The following is a 17,014-nucleotide window of genomic DNA, read 5'->3' as shown; positions in this document are numbered from 1 at the left end:
TCAATAATTTTGTTTAAAAAGGTTATCTAATTTTTGTTCATAGTCATAATACCCAATGCTTTTGTAAAGTTCTTCTCTGGTCTGCATGGTATCTAATACATTGGCTTGAGTTCCGTCTTTACGAAGGTGTTCATATACGTTTTGAGCGGCTTTATTGGCAGCACGGAAAGCTGAAAGCGGATAAAGAATCAATCCTACACCTGCATTCTTCAATTCTTCTACGGTATACATTTTAATCATTCCGAATTCAGTGATGTTGGCCAAAACCGGAATTCCTGTAGCGTCTACAAATTTTTGGTAAAAGCTCAGATCCGGAACTGCTTCTGCAAAAATGAAGTCTGCTCCAGCTTCTTTGTAGGCAATGGCTCTTTCTAATGTTTTTTCAAGACCTTCATTAGCGAAAGCGTCTGTTCTTGCTCCAATAACGAAATTTTCATCAGTACGGGCATCGGCAGCAGCTTTTAATCTGTCAACCATTTCATCCTTGCTTACCACTTCTTTACCCGGGCGGTGCCCACATCGTTTTGCACCTACCTGATCTTCAATATGTAATGCAGCTGCTCCTGCCTTTATCAAAGACTTTACGGTTCTGGCTACATTAAATGCTGAAGGACCAAATCCTGTGTCTACATCTACCATCAATGGCAAGTTGCAAACATTGGTAATGCGCTGAACATCTATTAAAACATCTTCAAGAGTAGTAATTCCCAAATCCGGAACTCCTAAGGAACCCGCTGCTACTCCACCGCCGGAAAGATAAATAGCATTGAAACCAGCCTGCTGAGCAAGTAATGCATGATTGGCATTAATAGTTCCAACGATCTGAAGTGGACTTTCTTTTTGCATGGCCTCCCGAAATTTACTACCCGGAGACTTCAAACTTTCACTTTTAGTCATTTTAATATTTATTGTTTAGTTGAAATTTGTTCGTTAATGAAAAATAGTCACGGCGATAGCTATCCGGATTTGATATCCTGACAACAGAAATAGAATACTCAGAAGAAGACTGATGCGTTTGGGCCGTTTCCTGAAGTTTTGAATGTGATAAAAATATTCCCGTATAACCGTGGTAAAGGCTATAACTTCTGCATGTATAATCAAGGTCGTATGGGTACATTTTCTAACTTTTTACATTGATAAATCCTTATAAAAAGTTCTCGGTAAACTTCACAATGCCTGTGTGGGAAGAAAAATATGGGAAAGGAAAATACGGTACAAGACAGTGTAATAAAAGAGCATACTGCTCCACTAAAAACTCATCTCACAAAATAACAAAAGATTTTTACCAAACTGTTATCCATATCGTATCATACCTGACTATAAGCTTCAGACCGCGAAAGCATCGTCAATTCGAAATAGGCAGGTCTCCTGACTTGTAACAGTTTTTATCGTCCTTCCCATATAACCAGGTATACAGTGGACCTCTATTTTGATAAAAACCTATATGTTACTTACAGTTGCGCGACAGTTCGTGATTTGCACACGATTCCCTTTTAATACACAGCTAAGTGCAACCATTTTCGGTTGATAAAGAAGGTGTTAAGAACTCCTTGGTGGTAAATATAAGTATTTTATAAAAACGACCAAGAGATTTTATGCAAACAATAATTATTTCAATATAACCTACTGTAAATGTTATCATTAAAAAAACATAATTCACCAATCAAACATTGTAATTTAGTCAATAACATTAATTTTTCGTTACTAAATCCATAAGATATAGCTGCAAAAAATTAAACACGCCTAAAGAAAAAGCTCGTTTTACCTTTGATTGACATTCGCAAACAACCATTATTATTGAGAGATTTTTAGTCATTTTTTGTAAAAGTATTTTCAGGAATTTTCAGGTATAAAAAGCCTTATCGGAAATGTACTTTTTTGTATCATTACAACCGAAAGTTTTCATTATCTGTATATCTTTTTCTTCCCCCATTTTTTAAGAATGATGTGGAATTTTTGTCTTGTTATATGATAATGTTCATTCCTTTTTCGTCTGTATGACCAGTATATTTTATTCACATTTTAAAAGCTCTTCTCTGTATTTTATTCCCCATTTTGCCATTGTATCTATGATATCATGCAAACTTTTTCCAAATTCGGTAAGCTCATAATCTACTGTTACCGGCATTGTGTTGTTTTGCGTTCTTTTCACCAGATTATTCATTTCAAGATCTTTCAGTTCTTTTGACAGAGTTTTTGCAGCCACTCCGTCCAGCTCTCTTTTCAGATCCATAAAACGCATTTTTCCACCGAAATATAAATGGCTGATAATAATTGTTTTCCACTTTCCATCAAGCAGATAGACTGTATCTCTCACTCCTCGAATATGGTTTTTGCATTCCGGGGCCAGTTCTGTTCTTTCCTTTTTCATATTCTTACAATTAGAATGTAAAATTAAAAAATTATTCGTCAAAAAAGCCACCTGGTTACCTCTAGGAAACTGGTTACCAACAGGTAACAGGTATACAAATGCAACTGTTTATCCTGTAACTTTGCTCCGTACTTTAGCAACTGAAAAAATGATATAAAGTACAATAAAAAATATTAAAGTTATGTCATTACAAGAAACACTTAATTGGAGATCAGCAACAAAAGGTTACAACGGAACAACTATTGAGGATGAAAAACTGGATCAGATATTGGAAGCGATACGCCTTTCTCCTTCAAGTTCGGGTTTACAGCCATTTAAAGTTTTAGTCATTAAAAATAAAGAACTACGAGAGAAGTTACAGCCCATTTCCTGCGGACAGGATCAGATCATAAAGGCTTCACATATATTGGTTTTTGCAGCCTGGGACGAGTATACCACGGAAAGAGTAGATTCCTTTTTTGAATTCAGTAATCAGCTGCGTAATTTACCGGGTAGCAGTACGGATGGATATCGTCTAACTTTATTAGAGAGGCTGGGTAAACAAACCAAGGATCAACATTTTGAAAATGCATCCAAACAAACCTATATTGCCTTAGGGTTTGGGCTTCTTGCGGCAGCAGATCTTAGAATAGATGCAACTCCTTTGGAAGGTTTTGACAGTGAAGCTGTTGACGAATTGCTCAATCTGCCTGCACAGGGATTAAAAAGCACTGTTATGATGGCTCTTGGTTATAAAGATGAAGAAACAGACTGGTGGGGAAAACTGGAAAGAGTAAGAAGAGCTAAGGAAGAGCTTTTTATAGAATTACATTAGCTTTTACAAAGTTTGCATTAAAATCGGGCCACTGCTTTTAGCAATGGCCCGATTTAGCTTTTTAAATTACACAAAAACGGATATCTGAAAAATAGGATATATTTTGATTCTGCAAAACTTATTAGCCCAGAGCCATTACAGGATGGTGATCCTTAAATTTTATAAAATCCTCCAAAGTATATTCCGGGCACGCACCTTCCTGTGAAGTAATAAAGGCACCTAAGGAAACCGCCTGAGTCATGATTTCATGAGCAGATGCTTCATTGCCGATTCTTTTGGAAAGAAATCCTGCTAAAAATGAATCTCCGCTACCCACAGTATCTTTTACCTCAACCGGTATTGTAGGATAAAGGTAGAATTCATTATCTCTACAATATAAAGCTCCCTTACTTCCTTTAGAAATAATTATCTCCCGAATCCCGAATTTTTCCTGCAGATACTGAATACTGTCTTCTTCGGTCTGGTATTCTTTACTTAGGAAATCCAGAACCATCCTCAATTCTGCTTTATTGAATTTTGCCAGATGGGTTTTGTGCAGTAATTCGTTAATACTATTGATATCATAGTAAGGTTCTCTCAAATTGATGTCAAAAACATTATATGTACCCGATTCAAGCAGTTCAAATAATGTATTTTTTGTTTTCCCGTTTCTGGCAGCAAGGGTTCCAAAGACTAATGCGTCTGCATTTTTTACCAAATTTTGATCTTTCGAAGTTGTTTCAATAAAATCCCAGGCTACGTTTTCTATAATATCATAATGAGCATCATTATTTTCGTCTACATTAGCTACAACGGTACTTGTAGGGTACTGATCCGTTATCTGGATATGATCTGTTGAGATTTGCCAACTTCTAATTTTCTGTAGCAGTTCACGGCCCAGTTCATCATTTCCTACACTGCTGATCATCTCTACATCCAGCCCCATCTTAGAAAGGTGATAGACCACATTGAAAGGCGCACCACCAATTCTTCTCTGCTCTCCCGGAAATATATCCCAGAGAACTTCTCCAAAAGAGACTATCTTATGTTTTTTTTCTTCCATTATTAATTAAATTATATATTAAAATTTGATAACCTAAAGATACTCAAGGATAATATACTGACCTTCTGACAATGATAAGGTAAAATCTTCATATCCCCAAGTATCCTTTTTATCATCATTTGTGTTTTCAAATTCGTTAGATGAAAATTATTTTATTTTTAAAATGAATAGGCCTGAACTGAAAACTGAAGAAATGCATTATTATTAACAGGATTCCACATTCCCCATATTCCGATAGGTATTTTATATCCTTCAATAGTAAAGCTCTTTGAAACAATAAGGCTTATTTCATTAAATCCTGCCTCTTTTGCAAAGAAATTGTTTTTTTCACCGTTGTTATTCAGTGCAAAACCATACCCCATCCTTCCGCGTACTTCCAGATTTTCTTTTTTATAGACAGGATATTCACCCGAAACAAAAGAAGAGTATTTATTCTCCGTATTGCTGCTGTTTCTGTCTCTCCCGAAAACAACGGTATTCCAACTCAGGATCAGAGGAAATCTTTCACTGATGGTATAATAAGACCTCAGATCCCAAAACCTTCCGGTATTTGCAGCAGAATAATTGAAAAACTCTTTATTATTATATGCTGCCGCAGGAGAAAAATTGTAAATATCCCAAAGTTCCATCACCAAATGTTTGTTTTTGTAACCAATATAGTTGTTGAATTCTTTGTAAGAGCCATCTACGTTGCCACCAGCCCAAAAACCGGCATAGAAATTTTTGAAATCTAAATGAAGATCTCCGGTGTATATTAATCCCGCTGAAACCTCCAGTCCTCTCCAGAGGTGACTGTTTCGTAGCTGTAAAGCAGAATGTATTTCCTGTGCATCCACCAACAGATTACCAACAAGCAGGGAAAAAGCAGGTAATAATTTAAAGTTGATCATGGTATGTTTTTTAAAGAATAAATATCAGTTGATAAAATCTTTTTCTCTGATTTTGGAACCGAACAAGGCATAGCACAGCATCAGCAGCTCACAGATAACGGTAAGAAACCAAGTCCATCTCCATGATCCGAAAATGTCTGCCAAACCTCCCTGAATAAGAGTGAAAATAGCACCCCCAAATACTGCGGAGATAAATATTCCGGAGGCTTTTGAGGTATACTTATTCAATCCTTTTATAGACAATGAGTAAATACAGCTCCACATCGAAGAATGAAGAAGACCTATGGCTACAAGAAACCAGAGATTCTGCGTGATCATGGAAATTAAAGCCAGTATGGTTGCCAAAACAGTTGTGACCATCAATTGTGTTCTTGCAGAAATGGTATTGAAGAAGCTTGAAACAGATCTTCCTATCAAAAATCCACCCCAATACAATGTAGACAAGAGCGCGTGAATTCCAAGGTCTACCCCTCCAATAATAATATCGGTCTTTCCAAAGAAGCTGATCGGATGTCCTGAATCCATCAGTTCAAAAGCGTAAAGATTAATATTGGCTCCAATGGCAACCTCTGTTCCTACATAAAAGAAAATCGCAAGAACTCCCAGTACAAAATGTCGGAATGACCAGATGCTTCTTTCCAGTTTTTCTCCGCCCACAGCTCTTGTATTTTCAATATCCGGAAGGTGAAGTTTTTTGGTGATTACAATAATGACCAGAATACAAAGGATAAGCATTGAAAGAGGTAACATCAGCTGTCTGATCTCGATACTTTCTATGGAAATGCCGCTGAACATTATGACAGTTACAAAAAAAGGTGCTGAAGTGGTTCCTATTGAATTAATCGCTGTTAAAATATTCAGACGCTGAACAGGCTGGGTTCCTTTCATTTCATACGATGCCGCGTAAGGGTTTACAACCACCTGAATAATTGCTGCTGCAGTACCCATCAAATATGATCCGGCCACAAAAATCAGAAACCCAAAGGGAATAACAGCATCTTTAATGCTGAATTTCAAATCGGGAAACTGTGATCCAAACCATGATGATAACAGATACATAAACAAACCTGAAATCATAAACAACAAGCCTCGCAGAATGGTATTTTTATAACCGAATGCATTCACCCATTTGCTTCCCAATGTTCCGTTCAGAAGATATCCCAAAAAGAAAAAGAAGGTAATCATGGTTGTAAATGTATTTTTAAGGCTTCCCGCATGGCTGAGAAAAGTAAATTTCAAAGGAGCCTGCAATTGTTCATTCACCGTGGTTAAAAAACCTACGATAAAGTAAATAAACGTGATTATCGCAAAAGGAAGAACGGGATTATTTGATTTTCCTCCTGACGTCTGTAAATCGGATTGTATTATCATGGCGGTAATTATAGTATTGATTGCAGAGCAGCAGTACTCCCCTCGTTTTTGATCTGATTTACCAATCGAATGTACAGATCCACAAACTGTTGTGAAGCTTTAAGATCTGTTCCTTTAAAAGCCGATAAATTCAGGAAATCAAGTGGTTCCTCACTGCTGATCATGGTTTCATCATCTGCAGTAAGCCATGGTTCTGCTGTTTCATAAGAAAGGCCGTTATCATCCGTCTTATATTTCAGATAATGTCTGTAAGAAGCGATCAGAAAAGCAGGTCTGGTAAGGTCTGCCTCAGCTTTGATCATTTTATCCAGATTAGGAATAATATAAACCGGAAATTTTGAAATTCCATCAAAACATAAACGGCTTACCTGATCGCTCACGCTATGATTGGAGAATCTCTCAATAAGAGTTGTTTTATATTCTTCAAGATTGGTATTCTTTGGAGCAGGAACAAAAGGAGTACTATCGATATCCATAAAATCACGAATAAACTTCACAATATCATAGTTTTCCATAGCCTGATCTACTTTTCGGTACCCCATCAAAAAAGAAGGATAAGACAACAGAGTGTGCGATGCGTTTAAAAGGCTTAGCTTCATATTCTCAAAAGCAGTCACATCATCGGTAAACTCTACTCCTACTCTTTCCCAGGCAGGTCTTCCGGCTATAAAATTGTCTTCTATTACCCATTGTGCAAAATCTTCACAATAAACGGGTGCAAAATCATCGGCTCCGCTATTTTGGTTCAGTCGAACAATATCTTCAGGGGTTGTGGAAGGAGTAATTCGGTCTACCATACTGTTAGGAAAAGTAACATTCTCTTTTACCCATTCCGCAAGTTCTTTGTCTCTGGCTTCTATGAATGCTATAAAAGCCTTTTTGGCAGTATTACCGTTATGCTGAAGGTTATCACAGGAAAGTATTGTAATTCCTCCATTATTTTTCATTTTTCGGCGATGCAACCCTTCTGCTATAAATCCAAAAACAGTAGTCGGGTTTTGCGGATTTTGAAGATCGTGCTGAATCTTTTCGTCGTGCAAAAGAAATGCTCCTGTTTCTTTATCCAGATTATATCCGCCCTCTGTAATGGTTAAGGTGATTATTTTCACATTACTGTCTGCAATTTTTTCTTTCACCGCTTCCGGATCTTCAATTCCCCAGATAAGTTCCTTTAATGATCCTATCCTGTAAACCTCATCTGTTCCGTTTCTTCCACATACGGTAAGTGTATAGCTCAAATTCTGAGCTCTCAGATCATGAACGATCTTCTCATCGGAAGGCAGCAGGCATACTCCGCAAATTCCCCATTTTTTCTGGTCTTCAAATTCGAGTAAGGCATTTGTGTAAAACTGCTGATGGGCACGGTGAAAATTTCCTACACCGATATGTAAGATTCCTGCCGTTATTTTTTGAGCATCGTAATGATAAGAAATTGGGTTCATAATGTAAAGAATGATTAATAGGTTAGTCAATGTGTTAAAACTATATTAACAATCTGTTCATCATTTGTTTTTTTTTCAAAATTTCCACTGGGAACGTTCTCAAAAATCCGGGCACGTTCCCAATTGCCGTTTTTTTTACTAATTTTATCGAAAATCCTGGCCCGATGAAGCGCATAACTATAAAAGATCTGTCTAAATTTTTGTCATTATCTACGTCTACCATCTCCCGTGCGCTGCTTAATGATAAAAATGTGAATGAAGAAACCCGTAAAAGGGTGCTTCAAGCAGCGGATCAATTAGGGTATAAACCCAACCTTACGGCTTTAAGTTTAAAGTCTGGCCAATCCAAAACAATAGGCGTTGTAGTACCGGAAATGATCACTCCTTTTTCAGCAAAAGTACTGGAGGGAATTCAGAATATCATGTACCCTCTTGGCTACAGGCTGGTGATTACCCAATGTGATGAAAACCCGATCATCGAGAGGAAAAATCTACAGCTTTTGGAAAGTTTTGATGTCGACGGAATCATTATGAATTTATGCCACGAAACGTATAACAATGATATATACCAACGCATCATCAATCACGGAACGCCGTTGGTTTTTTTTGATAGAATTCCGGATCAATCTCTGGATGTTTCCAAAGTAATTGTGGATGATAATATTAAAGCGTCTCTGATGGTGGAATACCTCATCAAAACCGGGAGAAAAAGAATCGCTTACATCATGGGGCCGCCTACGATAAGGAATGTTATAGAAAGGCTTAACGGCTACAAACGTATTGTTAACAAGTATCAGGTTTTTGATGAACAACTGATTGTAAAAACGGAAGGAATGACCTTTGAACACGGTAGAAATGCGGCACAACAGCTATTACAGAAAAACATAGCGTTTGATGGCATTTTTGCATTCAGTGATACATTGGCCATTGGGGCAATGAATTATCTTTTTGAGCGCGGTATCAAAATTCCCAATGATGTAGGTATTGCCAGTTTTTCCGGGACAGAATTATCTACCATGACTTATCCTCAACTGACCAGTGTACAGCAACCCTTGGTAAAGATGGGTGAAACGGCTGCGGAATTGATTTTAGAAAAAATCAAAGATCCTTCAAAAGCCAGCAGGACAGTTTTAATGGATGCCGAACTTATATTCAGAGCTTCTACAAAGTAAAGATCTGTCTTAAAAGCTAAATTTTCAAATTCACTATTAATTTTCAATGTAAATAATCTGTCCATTTTAAATAAATAAAGCTAAGTTTCGTATAAATTATCTATCTTCCAAAAAAATAATAACTTATGAAACCTAAGGTTCATGATCCTGAACTTTACAATACGCTGATATGACGAAATCAAAACTAATAGCTTTATTCTTACTGGCTTCTGCAGGGCTTTTTTCGCAAACAATCGACCGAAAAAAGATGGATGACTATCTCAATTATATTGGAAACAGCAATCTGGGAATTGGAAGTATTTCAATTTTCAAAGATGGAAAAGAGGTTTACAGTAAAAGTTTCGGACAAAAAAACCTTCCGGATAAAGTATATAATAAAGATACCAAATATCATGTAGGCTCTGTTACTAAAATGGTTACCGCCACGCTAATTTTCAAACTGATTGAAGAAGGAAAATTAAATCTGGAGGATAAGCTGTCAGACTTTTTCCCGGAAGTACCCAATGCCAATATCATCACAATCAGAAATCTTCTGGAACATTCCAGCGGATTGGGAAGCTATGTTGTAAAAGACGGTGAAGTATGGGTAACGGACAAAGCCACCCGAAAAGAGATTTTTGATGTTATACAAAAACAAGAGACAAGCTTTAAGCCTGATGAAAAGGTAGCCTACTCCAATACGGCTTATTATCTTCTGACAGACATTCTTGAAAAAAAATACAATCTTCCCTATCACAAAATTGTCGAACGGGAAATAACAGCTCCTCTTGCACTAAAAAACTTTGCTTCCACAAAATCGGATCCGAAGAATGTATTTAAGCCCCACCATTATGAAAACAACCACTGGAGTGACATGAAGGATATTCTCCCTGAAAATGTTATTGGAGTAGGCGACATCGTATCTACATCAAAAGACTTAAATATTTTCAATGAAAATCTATTTCACAATAAAATCCTCACAAAAGACTCTATGGAAAAGATGATTCCTGCTTCCGGTAAAGGTTGGGGACGAGGAATTGCTTTATGGGATTTTGATGGAATAACATTTTATGGTCATGGTGGCGATACATTAGGTTCTCACGCTCTTCTTATTTATAATCCTGAACAAAATCTGTCAATTGCTTATAATACGAATGCAGAGCGAATTAACAAAGAAAATTTCGTCAAAAACATCGTTTCTCTGCTTTACAACAAAGAATTTAAATGGCCGGAAATAAAATAGTGCAGTAAAACGACTCTATTAACAAGAGATCAACATTTGCCATATAAGCCTTTACTCGGAAAAAAATAACGTAAATTTGCTTTATCTTATCGCTAAGGATAGGTTTTTAGTTAAAAAGAATGAAAAAAGCAGCACTTACTTTATTGACTCTCGTTGTACATACTTTTTGTCAGGCGCAGAATTTTGATGTTATTCCATTAGGAATTTATGGTGGGGAACAGGAAGATAATTTATCGGCTTATCTGGTAGGAACTCCGAAAGGCAACGCATTTATCTGTTTGGATGCAGGAACAGTAAATGCAGGAATACGAAAAGCTATTGAATTGAAAAGCTTAAACGGTCCGGAAGATATTGTTCTGAAAGATCAGATTAAAGGGTATTTTATTTCTCATGGTCATTTGGATCACCTATCCGGGCTTATTATCAACTCTCCTGCCGACTCTAAAAAGGATATCTTCGGAATTGCACCGGTGCTTCAGATTCTACAGAATCATTATTTCATTACAGATACGTGGATCAATTTTGCTGATAAAGGGCAACAGCCCATTCTTGGAAAATACCATTATAATGAACTGCATGAAGAAACGGAAACTCCCGCAAAGGATACTCCATTTTTCCTGAAAGCCTATGAGCTAAGCCATGTTAATCCTTATAAAAGCAGCGCTGCTCTTGTAAGATATGATGATCATTATTTGCTTTATCTGGGAGATACAGGTGCTGACCGTATCGAGAAGTCCAACCAATTGGACAAACTTTGGGAAAGTGTAGCTCCCCTTATCAAAAAAGGACAGCTTAATACGATACTTATAGAAGTTTCTTTCCCAAACAGCCAGCCTGAGCATCTTTTATTCGGACATCTTACTCCTAACCTACTCTTAGAAGAACTTCAAAAACTGAAAGATAAAACAGGGCAAAACAGCCTGAAAAACCTGAACATTGTAGTCACTCACAGAAAACCGACAAAAGATAATCCGGAGATTATAAAAAAGGAATTGCTGAAAAATAATCCTTTACAGATTAATTATATCTTCCCGGAACAAGGCAAAAAAATCAATTTACCTTAATATAAAATGAGACAGATATCTGTCTCATTTTGTTTTTATAGACCTTTTATTTATTTTTAACGATCCTGTAATTTCCGGTAGCCTCATCTTTACTCACCGAATAACCATCTGCTAAGTCTAGTTTCCAACCGTCACCTGATATTTTTTTACCATCTATGGCAACAGGATTTGAGATGGAAATCCTATCCCAATTCGGGCTCATTAATGCTCCTTTTTCCACCGTAAGAACACCCCATAAATCCGTAACTCTTATAGTAGGATATACCGTTCCTTTATTGTCTATCGGAACAATATTTCTCGGATCAAAAGAGACATTCATTTTCTCAAATTTTATTTCAAAATGAGGACGATCTATGAATAAGGCTTTATATTCAGCAATGAGCGCCTTCGTTTTTTCTTCTCTTACTGTTTCCTCATCTATGATGGCTGCTCCGTTATAACGATTAGAAATTTCATCAATTTTCGTCTCCAGATTAGCTGGAATATTAATTGCGAATTCGTTAATAAATACATCCGTCAGGTCTGTTTTGGCCGTAACTTTCTTATTCCAGTCTGAATTTTTTCTATACAGCAAATAACCATAAACAGGAACCGTATGATAGGCAAATGATCGTACAAATGTTGGATTTTTAAAGAAATCATCTATTCCGTTTAGGAAAAAAGCTTTTGTCTGCGCTTTGTTTCTTCCGCTTACAATTACTCCGGTAAACTCGGCGATTCCTTCATTCAATTCCAATGAATTTTCAGTCTCTGCTGAATTACTATAAAGTGCATGCCTGTATTTCCTAAAGGTAAGTGCGTCTGTTAGATATTGCTGCTGATCTCCTCTAGATCTTGCCTGAATAGCTTTTTTTAATGCTTCAAGCTCAAGACGAAGATATATTCTACCATTCTTTTGATCCAGATGGTTATTTTCAGTATTGTTGAGCGTAAAACCTAGGGAAGGCTGTATGCGATGAAAAGATTCGTGTGCCAGTAGATTAATTCTGTTTTGTTTCTGCTCAGGAAGAGGAAGCATTATCATTGCCCACCTTTTACCATTCCAGTTAATAGCGGTATTAGCAATATTGATACGGGCAGGTAAAGCTCCTGAATAAATACCACCGTTCAGTTTCAATGTATTGGCGGTATCAGATTCATTGGCAAAAATTTCTCTAGTTTTGGGATTGACGATCATCATGGGTCCGTACAAATCTTTATTCCAAAGCCTGATATTCTTTTTTGAAGCTGTTTTAATATCATCAAAAAAAATAGAGATGCTGTCTTTTAAACGTCTCCGTTCCTGTGCTTTTATGCTCTCTATTCCTAAAAAAAGTAAAGCTATTATAATAATTTGTTTCATGGTTACACTTACTACGTACTGAAGCTTGCTAATATACTACATTACTTATCATTATACCAATTTCCACGAAGACTTTCCTGCTTTTATCCAGGCAGCAGGATTCAACATTTTATTTTCCTTATTTTTGTTATATAATATAGTATATGCACGTCGACAAATATACAGGAGAAAAAAAGGTACATCCGGGGGAACACATCATTTTAACCGCAGAGAACATTGCGACAACTGAAATATGCAGACAGGAACATCCTCAACCTGTTCATAAACAAAAGATGCTGAAGGATCATTTCCTTTTATTTGTTACCCAGGGTACTCATGAAGTAAGATTGGGAAATGACTGTTTTTTAGTTCATCAAGGAGAAATGGTACTTCTCAAAAAAGCAACTTATGTAGAGTTTGTAAAACGTGGCAATCCGAACAATGATTTCATTTATGAAAGTGTTTCTTTTTCTTTAAAGAAAAGCATCATCGTTGACTTTATAAAGCTTATTGAAATTGACGGCTATGTTAACACTTCATCCTCAGCGGACGATGAAATCCTCATTCATCCTTATGGTGCCCGTCTTCAGACTTTCCTGGAGTCGCTCAAACCTTATTTCGATGACAATGAAGAGGTAAAAATGGGATTATTCAAATTAAAAATCCTTGAACTGTTATATGATCTTTCCCAAACCAATGCGCAGTTTCTGCAACAGTTGATAAGGCTGAACCAACATGAACCCGCTGATCTACTGCAGACGATGGAAACTCATTATCTTGAACCCCACTCGATCAGTGATCTTGCCCTGATCTCAGGAAGAAGTTTATCCAGTTTCCGCCGGGATTTTGAAACCACTTTTCGTACAACACCTGCAAAATGGATTCAGGAGAAACGTATGCAAAAGGCTCGTGAGCTCTTTCTAACTACAGAACTTCAAATTACAGAAGTATGCTACGAAATCGGTTACGAAAATGTATCTCACTTTTCAAGGTTGTATAAAAGCTTCTTCGGATATAGTCCCAGTGAAACTAAAAGTCAAGTAATTTGAATTTTTTAGTACAATATTTTTTATTGTAATGTCTGATATTTGTTGAAGCGCAATCACGCATTCTTCAAGAAATAAGACATGAAAAAAATAATTCAATTCGCTGTATTTCTAAGTTTCGGATATACAGGATTATTTGCACAGCAAAAGCATTTTCAGAAATTAACAACCGTTTTTGAGGATCAGGATCACCAACTGACCGGAGTTGCGGTATCTTCTTCCGAAAGAGTATTTACCAATTATCCCCGCTGGGGAGAACCTTACCGATATGCTTTAGTGGAAGTAACAGGTGCCAAAACCTCCGTTCCTTTCCCGAATCAATCTTGGAATGAATGGAACGGTACTGGTGATAAAATGCAACATTTCCTTTGTGTACAAGCTGTAGTCATTGATGATCAGAATACCATGTGGGTAGTAGATGCCGGCTCTACACAACCTTCACAGGATAGCGATAAAGGTCAGAAATTGGTCAAGATCAATCTTACCACCAATACTGTAGAAAGAGTTTATCCGTTGGCAGGAGCTACCGATGGGAAGAGTTATATGAATGATACACGCATCGACACTCAAAAAAAGCTGGCTTATATTACCAATTCCAATGAAGGAGGAATCGTAATTGTGGATCTGGTATCTGGAAAGGCCCGTCAGGTTCTCAATAATTCTAAAGTAACTCAAACCGATCCTTCGTATCAGCTTAAGAGAAACGGAAAAACACTACTCAAAGACGGCCAGCCTTTTCATGTACAGTCGGATGGGATTGCTTTAAGTCCTGATGGCCAACAACTTTACTTCAAGGCGTTAACCGACAATTCTCTTTACCATATTTCCACAAAAGATCTTAATAATGAATCATTATCTGAAGCTGAACTGGAAAAAAAGGTGGTCTTTGACGGAAAATTTACAACGACTGACGGAATGGCTTTTGATTCTAAAGGCAATTTATATTTGGGAGATCTGGAAGCGAGAAAAATCATTCGCATTACTCCGGCATTAAAAACTGAAACCGTAGTTCCGGCCAACGAAGAACTTGCGTGGCCCGACAGTTATCACATTACAAAAGAGGGCTGGTTATATATCAGTTGCTCACGCATCGATGAACAACCTCAGTTTCACCAAGGTAAAAGTGAGCGTAAAGGATCTTATAAAATATATAAGCTCCATCTTTAAGAGAAAATACTTCTAAAAATGACATTATAGGTCATCACCAATACATTTAAATTCATTAAAAAAAACAATTATGGAATACAGACTATTAGGAAATTCAGGATTATATGTATCTGAACTCTGCTTCGGAACCGGAACTTTTGGAGGTGTACATGGTTTTGAAGCATGGGGAAGCACTCAGGTAGCCGATGCTAAAAGAATCATTGATATCTGCATTGAAGCGGGAATCAACTTCTTTGATACGGCAGACATCTACTCTCAGGGAGTATCGGAAGAAATTTTAGGAAAAGCTATCGAAGGGAAAAAGCGAGAAGATCTTATCATTTCTACAAAATCTACATTTCCTTTCGGTGAAGGGGCAAACAATCAGGGATCTTCCCGCCACCGCATTATTCAACAGGTAGAAGGAAGTTTACAACGTATGAATACGGACTATATTGATGTTTATCATATGCATGGTTTTGATGCGGTGACGCCTGTAGAAGAAACTTTAAGAGCCTTGGATGATCTTATTGAAGCAGGAAAGATCCGTTATATTGCCTGTTCCAATTTTTCAGGATGGCACCTGATGAAGTCGTTAAGTATTTCTGAAAAATATGGCTGGAATAAATACATAGCCCATCAGGTATATTACGCTTTAACCAATAGAGATTATGAATGGGAACTGATGCCATTAGCGGAGGATCAAAAAGTTGGAGCTATCGTTTGGTCACCACTTGCAGGGGGAAGACTTGGCGGAAAATTCAGCAGAAGTAAAGAATGGCCTACTTCAGGGCGTGTTGCAGAAGGTGGAAGCCCCGTTCATGAAGACAGTATTGAAAGAGAAAACCTTTACCGCATCACGGATGTTCTGGAAGCTATTGCTGCGGAAACAGAAAAAACAGTTCCTCAGGTAGCGCTAAACTGGTTGCTGCAAAGACCTACTGTTTCAACCCTGATTATTGGCGCCCGTAATGAAGAACAGCTAAAAGATAACCTGGGAGCAACAGGCTGGAAATTAAATGAAGAGCAGATGCAAAGACTTAATGAAGCAAGTAAAACAAAAGCACCTTATCCTTACTGGCATCAGACGGAACGTCCGAAAATAAATCCGGCAGTCAATATTTTCATCTAGAATAAACTATTTTTTAATCAAAAGGTAAGGGAGAATGATGTATTTCATATTCCCTGCCTTTTTTAGTCTTCTAAAACGAAACTGAACTACTCTTTTTCAGTCGTCACTTTATTTTTCTGCTTCTTTTCAGAATATAAGCTTCATATCTTACCTTTTCATAACGTATTGGATCCTGTTTTTTATTTAAATTAATTCATTGATCTTTAAGTCTTCAGAACCTTATCTTTGTTCTGAAGTTTTCCAGTTCAATATAATTCAATGCCATTATCTGTTTTTTATTCAGTTAACATTCCTCTTTTCTAAATTTCTGTCTGTAGGCTTAAAGATAGCAGCCATAAGTATTTTCAATTTCTTTAATTCTTTCCGAAACTTTCGGTTTTTTGCCTTCGGGACTATTTTGCCACTTACTCAATAATGCTGTAAATTCATTTTTAGTAGATTCAATAAAATAATCCATATTAAAAGAAAAATACGTATACCTGTTCTTTTCAGTCTCAAACCAGGATATTTCTCCGGTATTATTTTTTAGCCCTATAAACAGCATGGGAGTATCCGTTCCTTTTAATTTAAAATGATGATTTGAGAAATAATTTTCTATGTGATCGTAGTACTCAATTTCTTCATTTAAGTCTTTAAAATCGTCCTTTTCATATAAAACATCTCTACATTCTGCAATACATTTTTCATTTTCAAAACGGAAAGGAAATGGGTCTGCAGGTAATAGGTCTTTACTTTTTTGAAACCATTCATACACTTCAATAATATCCCATTGATGGTTTACTATTTCAATAGTTTTTGATGGGTTATGATTCAGTTTTAGAATAATCTGACCCCAGATTTCATATTCAGAATCCGGCTCCCCGTTGTATGGGTTTTGTTTTAATGTTAAACTAAACGATAATTGATTCATATATTTCTTTGTGGTTTGATCCTGTTTCTCTCCCTTCCACTCGAATATTTTCGTAGAGTTTCAAGTTTATA

At 36.8% G+C, this 17,014-nt stretch carries 15 protein-coding genes and 1 riboswitch; of the genes, 7 read left to right on the top strand and 8 right to left on the bottom strand.

All coding sequences use genetic code 11. The features are described from left to right. Both prpB and ACQ76T_RS03975 read right to left on the bottom strand, forming a co-directional pair. Positions 1-897: a methylisocitrate lyase gene (gene prpB, locus ACQ76T_RS03980; RefSeq protein ID WP_431342047.1), complete on the bottom strand. Its 897-nt coding sequence runs from the start codon at positions 895-897 to the stop codon at positions 1-3. A gap of 444 nt (positions 898-1,341) precedes the next feature. Beyond that, positions 1,342-1,534: riboswitch (cobalamin riboswitch) on the bottom strand. A 477-nt stretch (positions 1,535-2,011) separates the two neighbouring features. Further along, positions 2,012-2,371, bottom strand: a complete 360-nt coding sequence (locus ACQ76T_RS03975) for a winged helix-turn-helix transcriptional regulator (RefSeq protein ID WP_431342046.1) — start codon at positions 2,369-2,371, stop codon at positions 2,012-2,014. Between the two features lie 181 nt (positions 2,372-2,552). On the opposite strand from ACQ76T_RS03975, the gene ACQ76T_RS03970 reads away from it, so the two are divergent. Further along, positions 2,553-3,185: an NAD(P)H-dependent oxidoreductase gene (locus ACQ76T_RS03970; protein ID WP_431342045.1), complete on the top strand. Its 633-nt coding sequence runs from the start codon at positions 2,553-2,555 to the stop codon at positions 3,183-3,185. 121 nt (positions 3,186-3,306) lie between these two features. Here ACQ76T_RS03970 and ACQ76T_RS03965 read toward each other — a convergent pair whose 3' ends face one another. From ACQ76T_RS03965 to ACQ76T_RS03950, 4 genes are all read right to left on the bottom strand, one after another. Then, positions 3,307-4,227 (bottom strand): carbohydrate kinase family protein, encoded by a 921-nt coding sequence (locus ACQ76T_RS03965; protein WP_431342044.1) that lies wholly within the window; start codon positions 4,225-4,227, stop codon positions 3,307-3,309. Positions 4,228-4,385: 158 nt separating this feature from the next. Further along, on the bottom strand, positions 4,386-5,117 hold the full coding sequence (locus tag ACQ76T_RS03960) for a hypothetical protein (protein ID WP_431342043.1): 732 nt from the start codon (positions 5,115-5,117) through the stop codon (positions 4,386-4,388). Positions 5,118-5,141: 24 nt separating this feature from the next. Beyond that, entirely contained in the window at positions 5,142-6,488 is a 1,347-nt protein-coding gene (locus ACQ76T_RS03955; RefSeq protein ID WP_431342042.1) for an MFS transporter, read from the bottom strand. A gap of 8 nt (positions 6,489-6,496) precedes the next feature. Continuing rightward, entirely contained in the window at positions 6,497-7,930 is a 1,434-nt protein-coding gene (locus ACQ76T_RS03950) for a mannitol dehydrogenase family protein (RefSeq protein ID WP_431342041.1), read from the bottom strand. A gap of 164 nt (positions 7,931-8,094) precedes the next feature. Between ACQ76T_RS03950 and ACQ76T_RS03945 the strand changes: the two genes are divergently transcribed. The 3 genes from ACQ76T_RS03945 to ACQ76T_RS03935 all read left to right on the top strand — a co-directional run bounded on the left by ACQ76T_RS03945 (position 8,095) and on the right by ACQ76T_RS03935 (position 11,388). Next, entirely contained in the window at positions 8,095-9,102 is a 1,008-nt protein-coding gene (locus ACQ76T_RS03945; protein ID WP_431342040.1) for a LacI family DNA-binding transcriptional regulator, read from the top strand. A 169-nt stretch (positions 9,103-9,271) separates the two neighbouring features. Continuing rightward, positions 9,272-10,324, top strand: a complete 1,053-nt coding sequence (locus ACQ76T_RS03940; RefSeq protein WP_431342039.1) for a serine hydrolase domain-containing protein — start codon at positions 9,272-9,274, stop codon at positions 10,322-10,324. 119 nt (positions 10,325-10,443) lie between these two features. Next, entirely contained in the window at positions 10,444-11,388 is a 945-nt protein-coding gene (locus tag ACQ76T_RS03935) for a 3',5'-cyclic-nucleotide phosphodiesterase (protein ID WP_431342038.1), read from the top strand. A 46-nt stretch (positions 11,389-11,434) separates the two neighbouring features. Here the strand turns inward: ACQ76T_RS03935 and ACQ76T_RS03930 are convergent, their stop codons facing one another. Continuing rightward, the gene (locus ACQ76T_RS03930) at positions 11,435-12,730 is read right to left on the bottom strand and encodes a hypothetical protein (protein WP_431342037.1); all 1,296 of its coding nucleotides are present in this window, start codon (positions 12,728-12,730) and stop codon (positions 11,435-11,437) included. 143 nt (positions 12,731-12,873) lie between these two features. On the opposite strand from ACQ76T_RS03930, the gene ACQ76T_RS03925 reads away from it, so the two are divergent. The 3 genes from ACQ76T_RS03925 (at position 12,874) to ACQ76T_RS03915 (ending at position 16,033) form a co-directional block, all read left to right on the top strand. Next, entirely contained in the window at positions 12,874-13,758 is an 885-nt protein-coding gene (locus ACQ76T_RS03925; protein WP_431342036.1) for a helix-turn-helix domain-containing protein, read from the top strand. Between the two features lie 78 nt (positions 13,759-13,836). Then, a complete protein-coding gene (locus ACQ76T_RS03920) occupies positions 13,837-14,922 on the top strand; it encodes an SMP-30/gluconolactonase/LRE family protein (RefSeq protein WP_431342035.1) in 1,086 nt (361 codons plus the stop codon). A gap of 70 nt (positions 14,923-14,992) precedes the next feature. Next, on the top strand, positions 14,993-16,033 hold the full coding sequence (locus ACQ76T_RS03915; RefSeq protein WP_431342034.1) for an aldo/keto reductase: 1,041 nt from the start codon (positions 14,993-14,995) through the stop codon (positions 16,031-16,033). A gap of 319 nt (positions 16,034-16,352) precedes the next feature. Here ACQ76T_RS03915 and ACQ76T_RS03910 read toward each other — a convergent pair whose 3' ends face one another. Continuing rightward, complete coding sequence (locus ACQ76T_RS03910) at positions 16,353-16,943, bottom strand: hypothetical protein (RefSeq protein ID WP_431342033.1); 591 nt, start codon at positions 16,941-16,943, stop codon at positions 16,353-16,355. Positions 16,944-17,014 lie beyond the last annotated feature (71 nt).

The organism is Chryseobacterium sp. JK1, from assembly GCF_050632815.1.
Taxonomy (GTDB): Bacteria; Bacteroidota; Bacteroidia; order Flavobacteriales; family Weeksellaceae; genus Chryseobacterium.
Note: the sequence above shows the minus strand (reverse complement) of the source record. Positions and strands in the feature narration are given on the sequence as shown.

Excerpts from the sequence above, each read along its gene's own strand:
- ACQ76T_RS03910 (WP_431342033.1), bottom strand. The coding sequence starts at position 16,943 with ATGAATCAATTATCGTTTAGTTTAACATTAAAACAAAACCCATACAAC.
- ACQ76T_RS03940 (WP_431342039.1), top strand. The coding sequence starts at position 9,272 with ATGACGAAATCAAAACTAATAGCTTTATTCTTACTGGCTTCTGCAGGG.
- ACQ76T_RS03935 (WP_431342038.1), top strand. The coding sequence starts at position 10,444 with ATGAAAAAAGCAGCACTTACTTTATTGACTCTCGTTGTACATACTTTT.
- ACQ76T_RS03975 (WP_431342046.1), bottom strand. The coding sequence starts at position 2,371 with ATGAAAAAGGAAAGAACAGAACTGGCCCCGGAATGCAAAAACCATATT.
- ACQ76T_RS03960 (WP_431342043.1), bottom strand. The coding sequence starts at position 5,117 with ATGATCAACTTTAAATTATTACCTGCTTTTTCCCTGCTTGTTGGTAAT.
- ACQ76T_RS03930 (WP_431342037.1), bottom strand. The coding sequence starts at position 12,730 with ATGAAACAAATTATTATAATAGCTTTACTTTTTTTAGGAATAGAGAGC.
- ACQ76T_RS03955 (WP_431342042.1), bottom strand. The coding sequence starts at position 6,488 with ATGATAATACAATCCGATTTACAGACGTCAGGAGGAAAATCAAATAAT.
- ACQ76T_RS03965 (WP_431342044.1), bottom strand. The coding sequence starts at position 4,227 with ATGGAAGAAAAAAAACATAAGATAGTCTCTTTTGGAGAAGTTCTCTGG.
- ACQ76T_RS03950 (WP_431342041.1), bottom strand. The coding sequence starts at position 7,930 with ATGAACCCAATTTCTTATCATTACGATGCTCAAAAAATAACGGCAGGA.
- ACQ76T_RS03915 (WP_431342034.1), top strand. The coding sequence starts at position 14,993 with ATGGAATACAGACTATTAGGAAATTCAGGATTATATGTATCTGAACTC.
- ACQ76T_RS03970 (WP_431342045.1), top strand. The coding sequence starts at position 2,553 with ATGTCATTACAAGAAACACTTAATTGGAGATCAGCAACAAAAGGTTAC.
- prpB (WP_431342047.1), bottom strand. The coding sequence starts at position 897 with ATGACTAAAAGTGAAAGTTTGAAGTCTCCGGGTAGTAAATTTCGGGAG.
- ACQ76T_RS03925 (WP_431342036.1), top strand. The coding sequence starts at position 12,874 with ATGCACGTCGACAAATATACAGGAGAAAAAAAGGTACATCCGGGGGAA.
- ACQ76T_RS03945 (WP_431342040.1), top strand. The coding sequence starts at position 8,095 with ATGAAGCGCATAACTATAAAAGATCTGTCTAAATTTTTGTCATTATCT.
- ACQ76T_RS03920 (WP_431342035.1), top strand. The coding sequence starts at position 13,837 with ATGAAAAAAATAATTCAATTCGCTGTATTTCTAAGTTTCGGATATACA.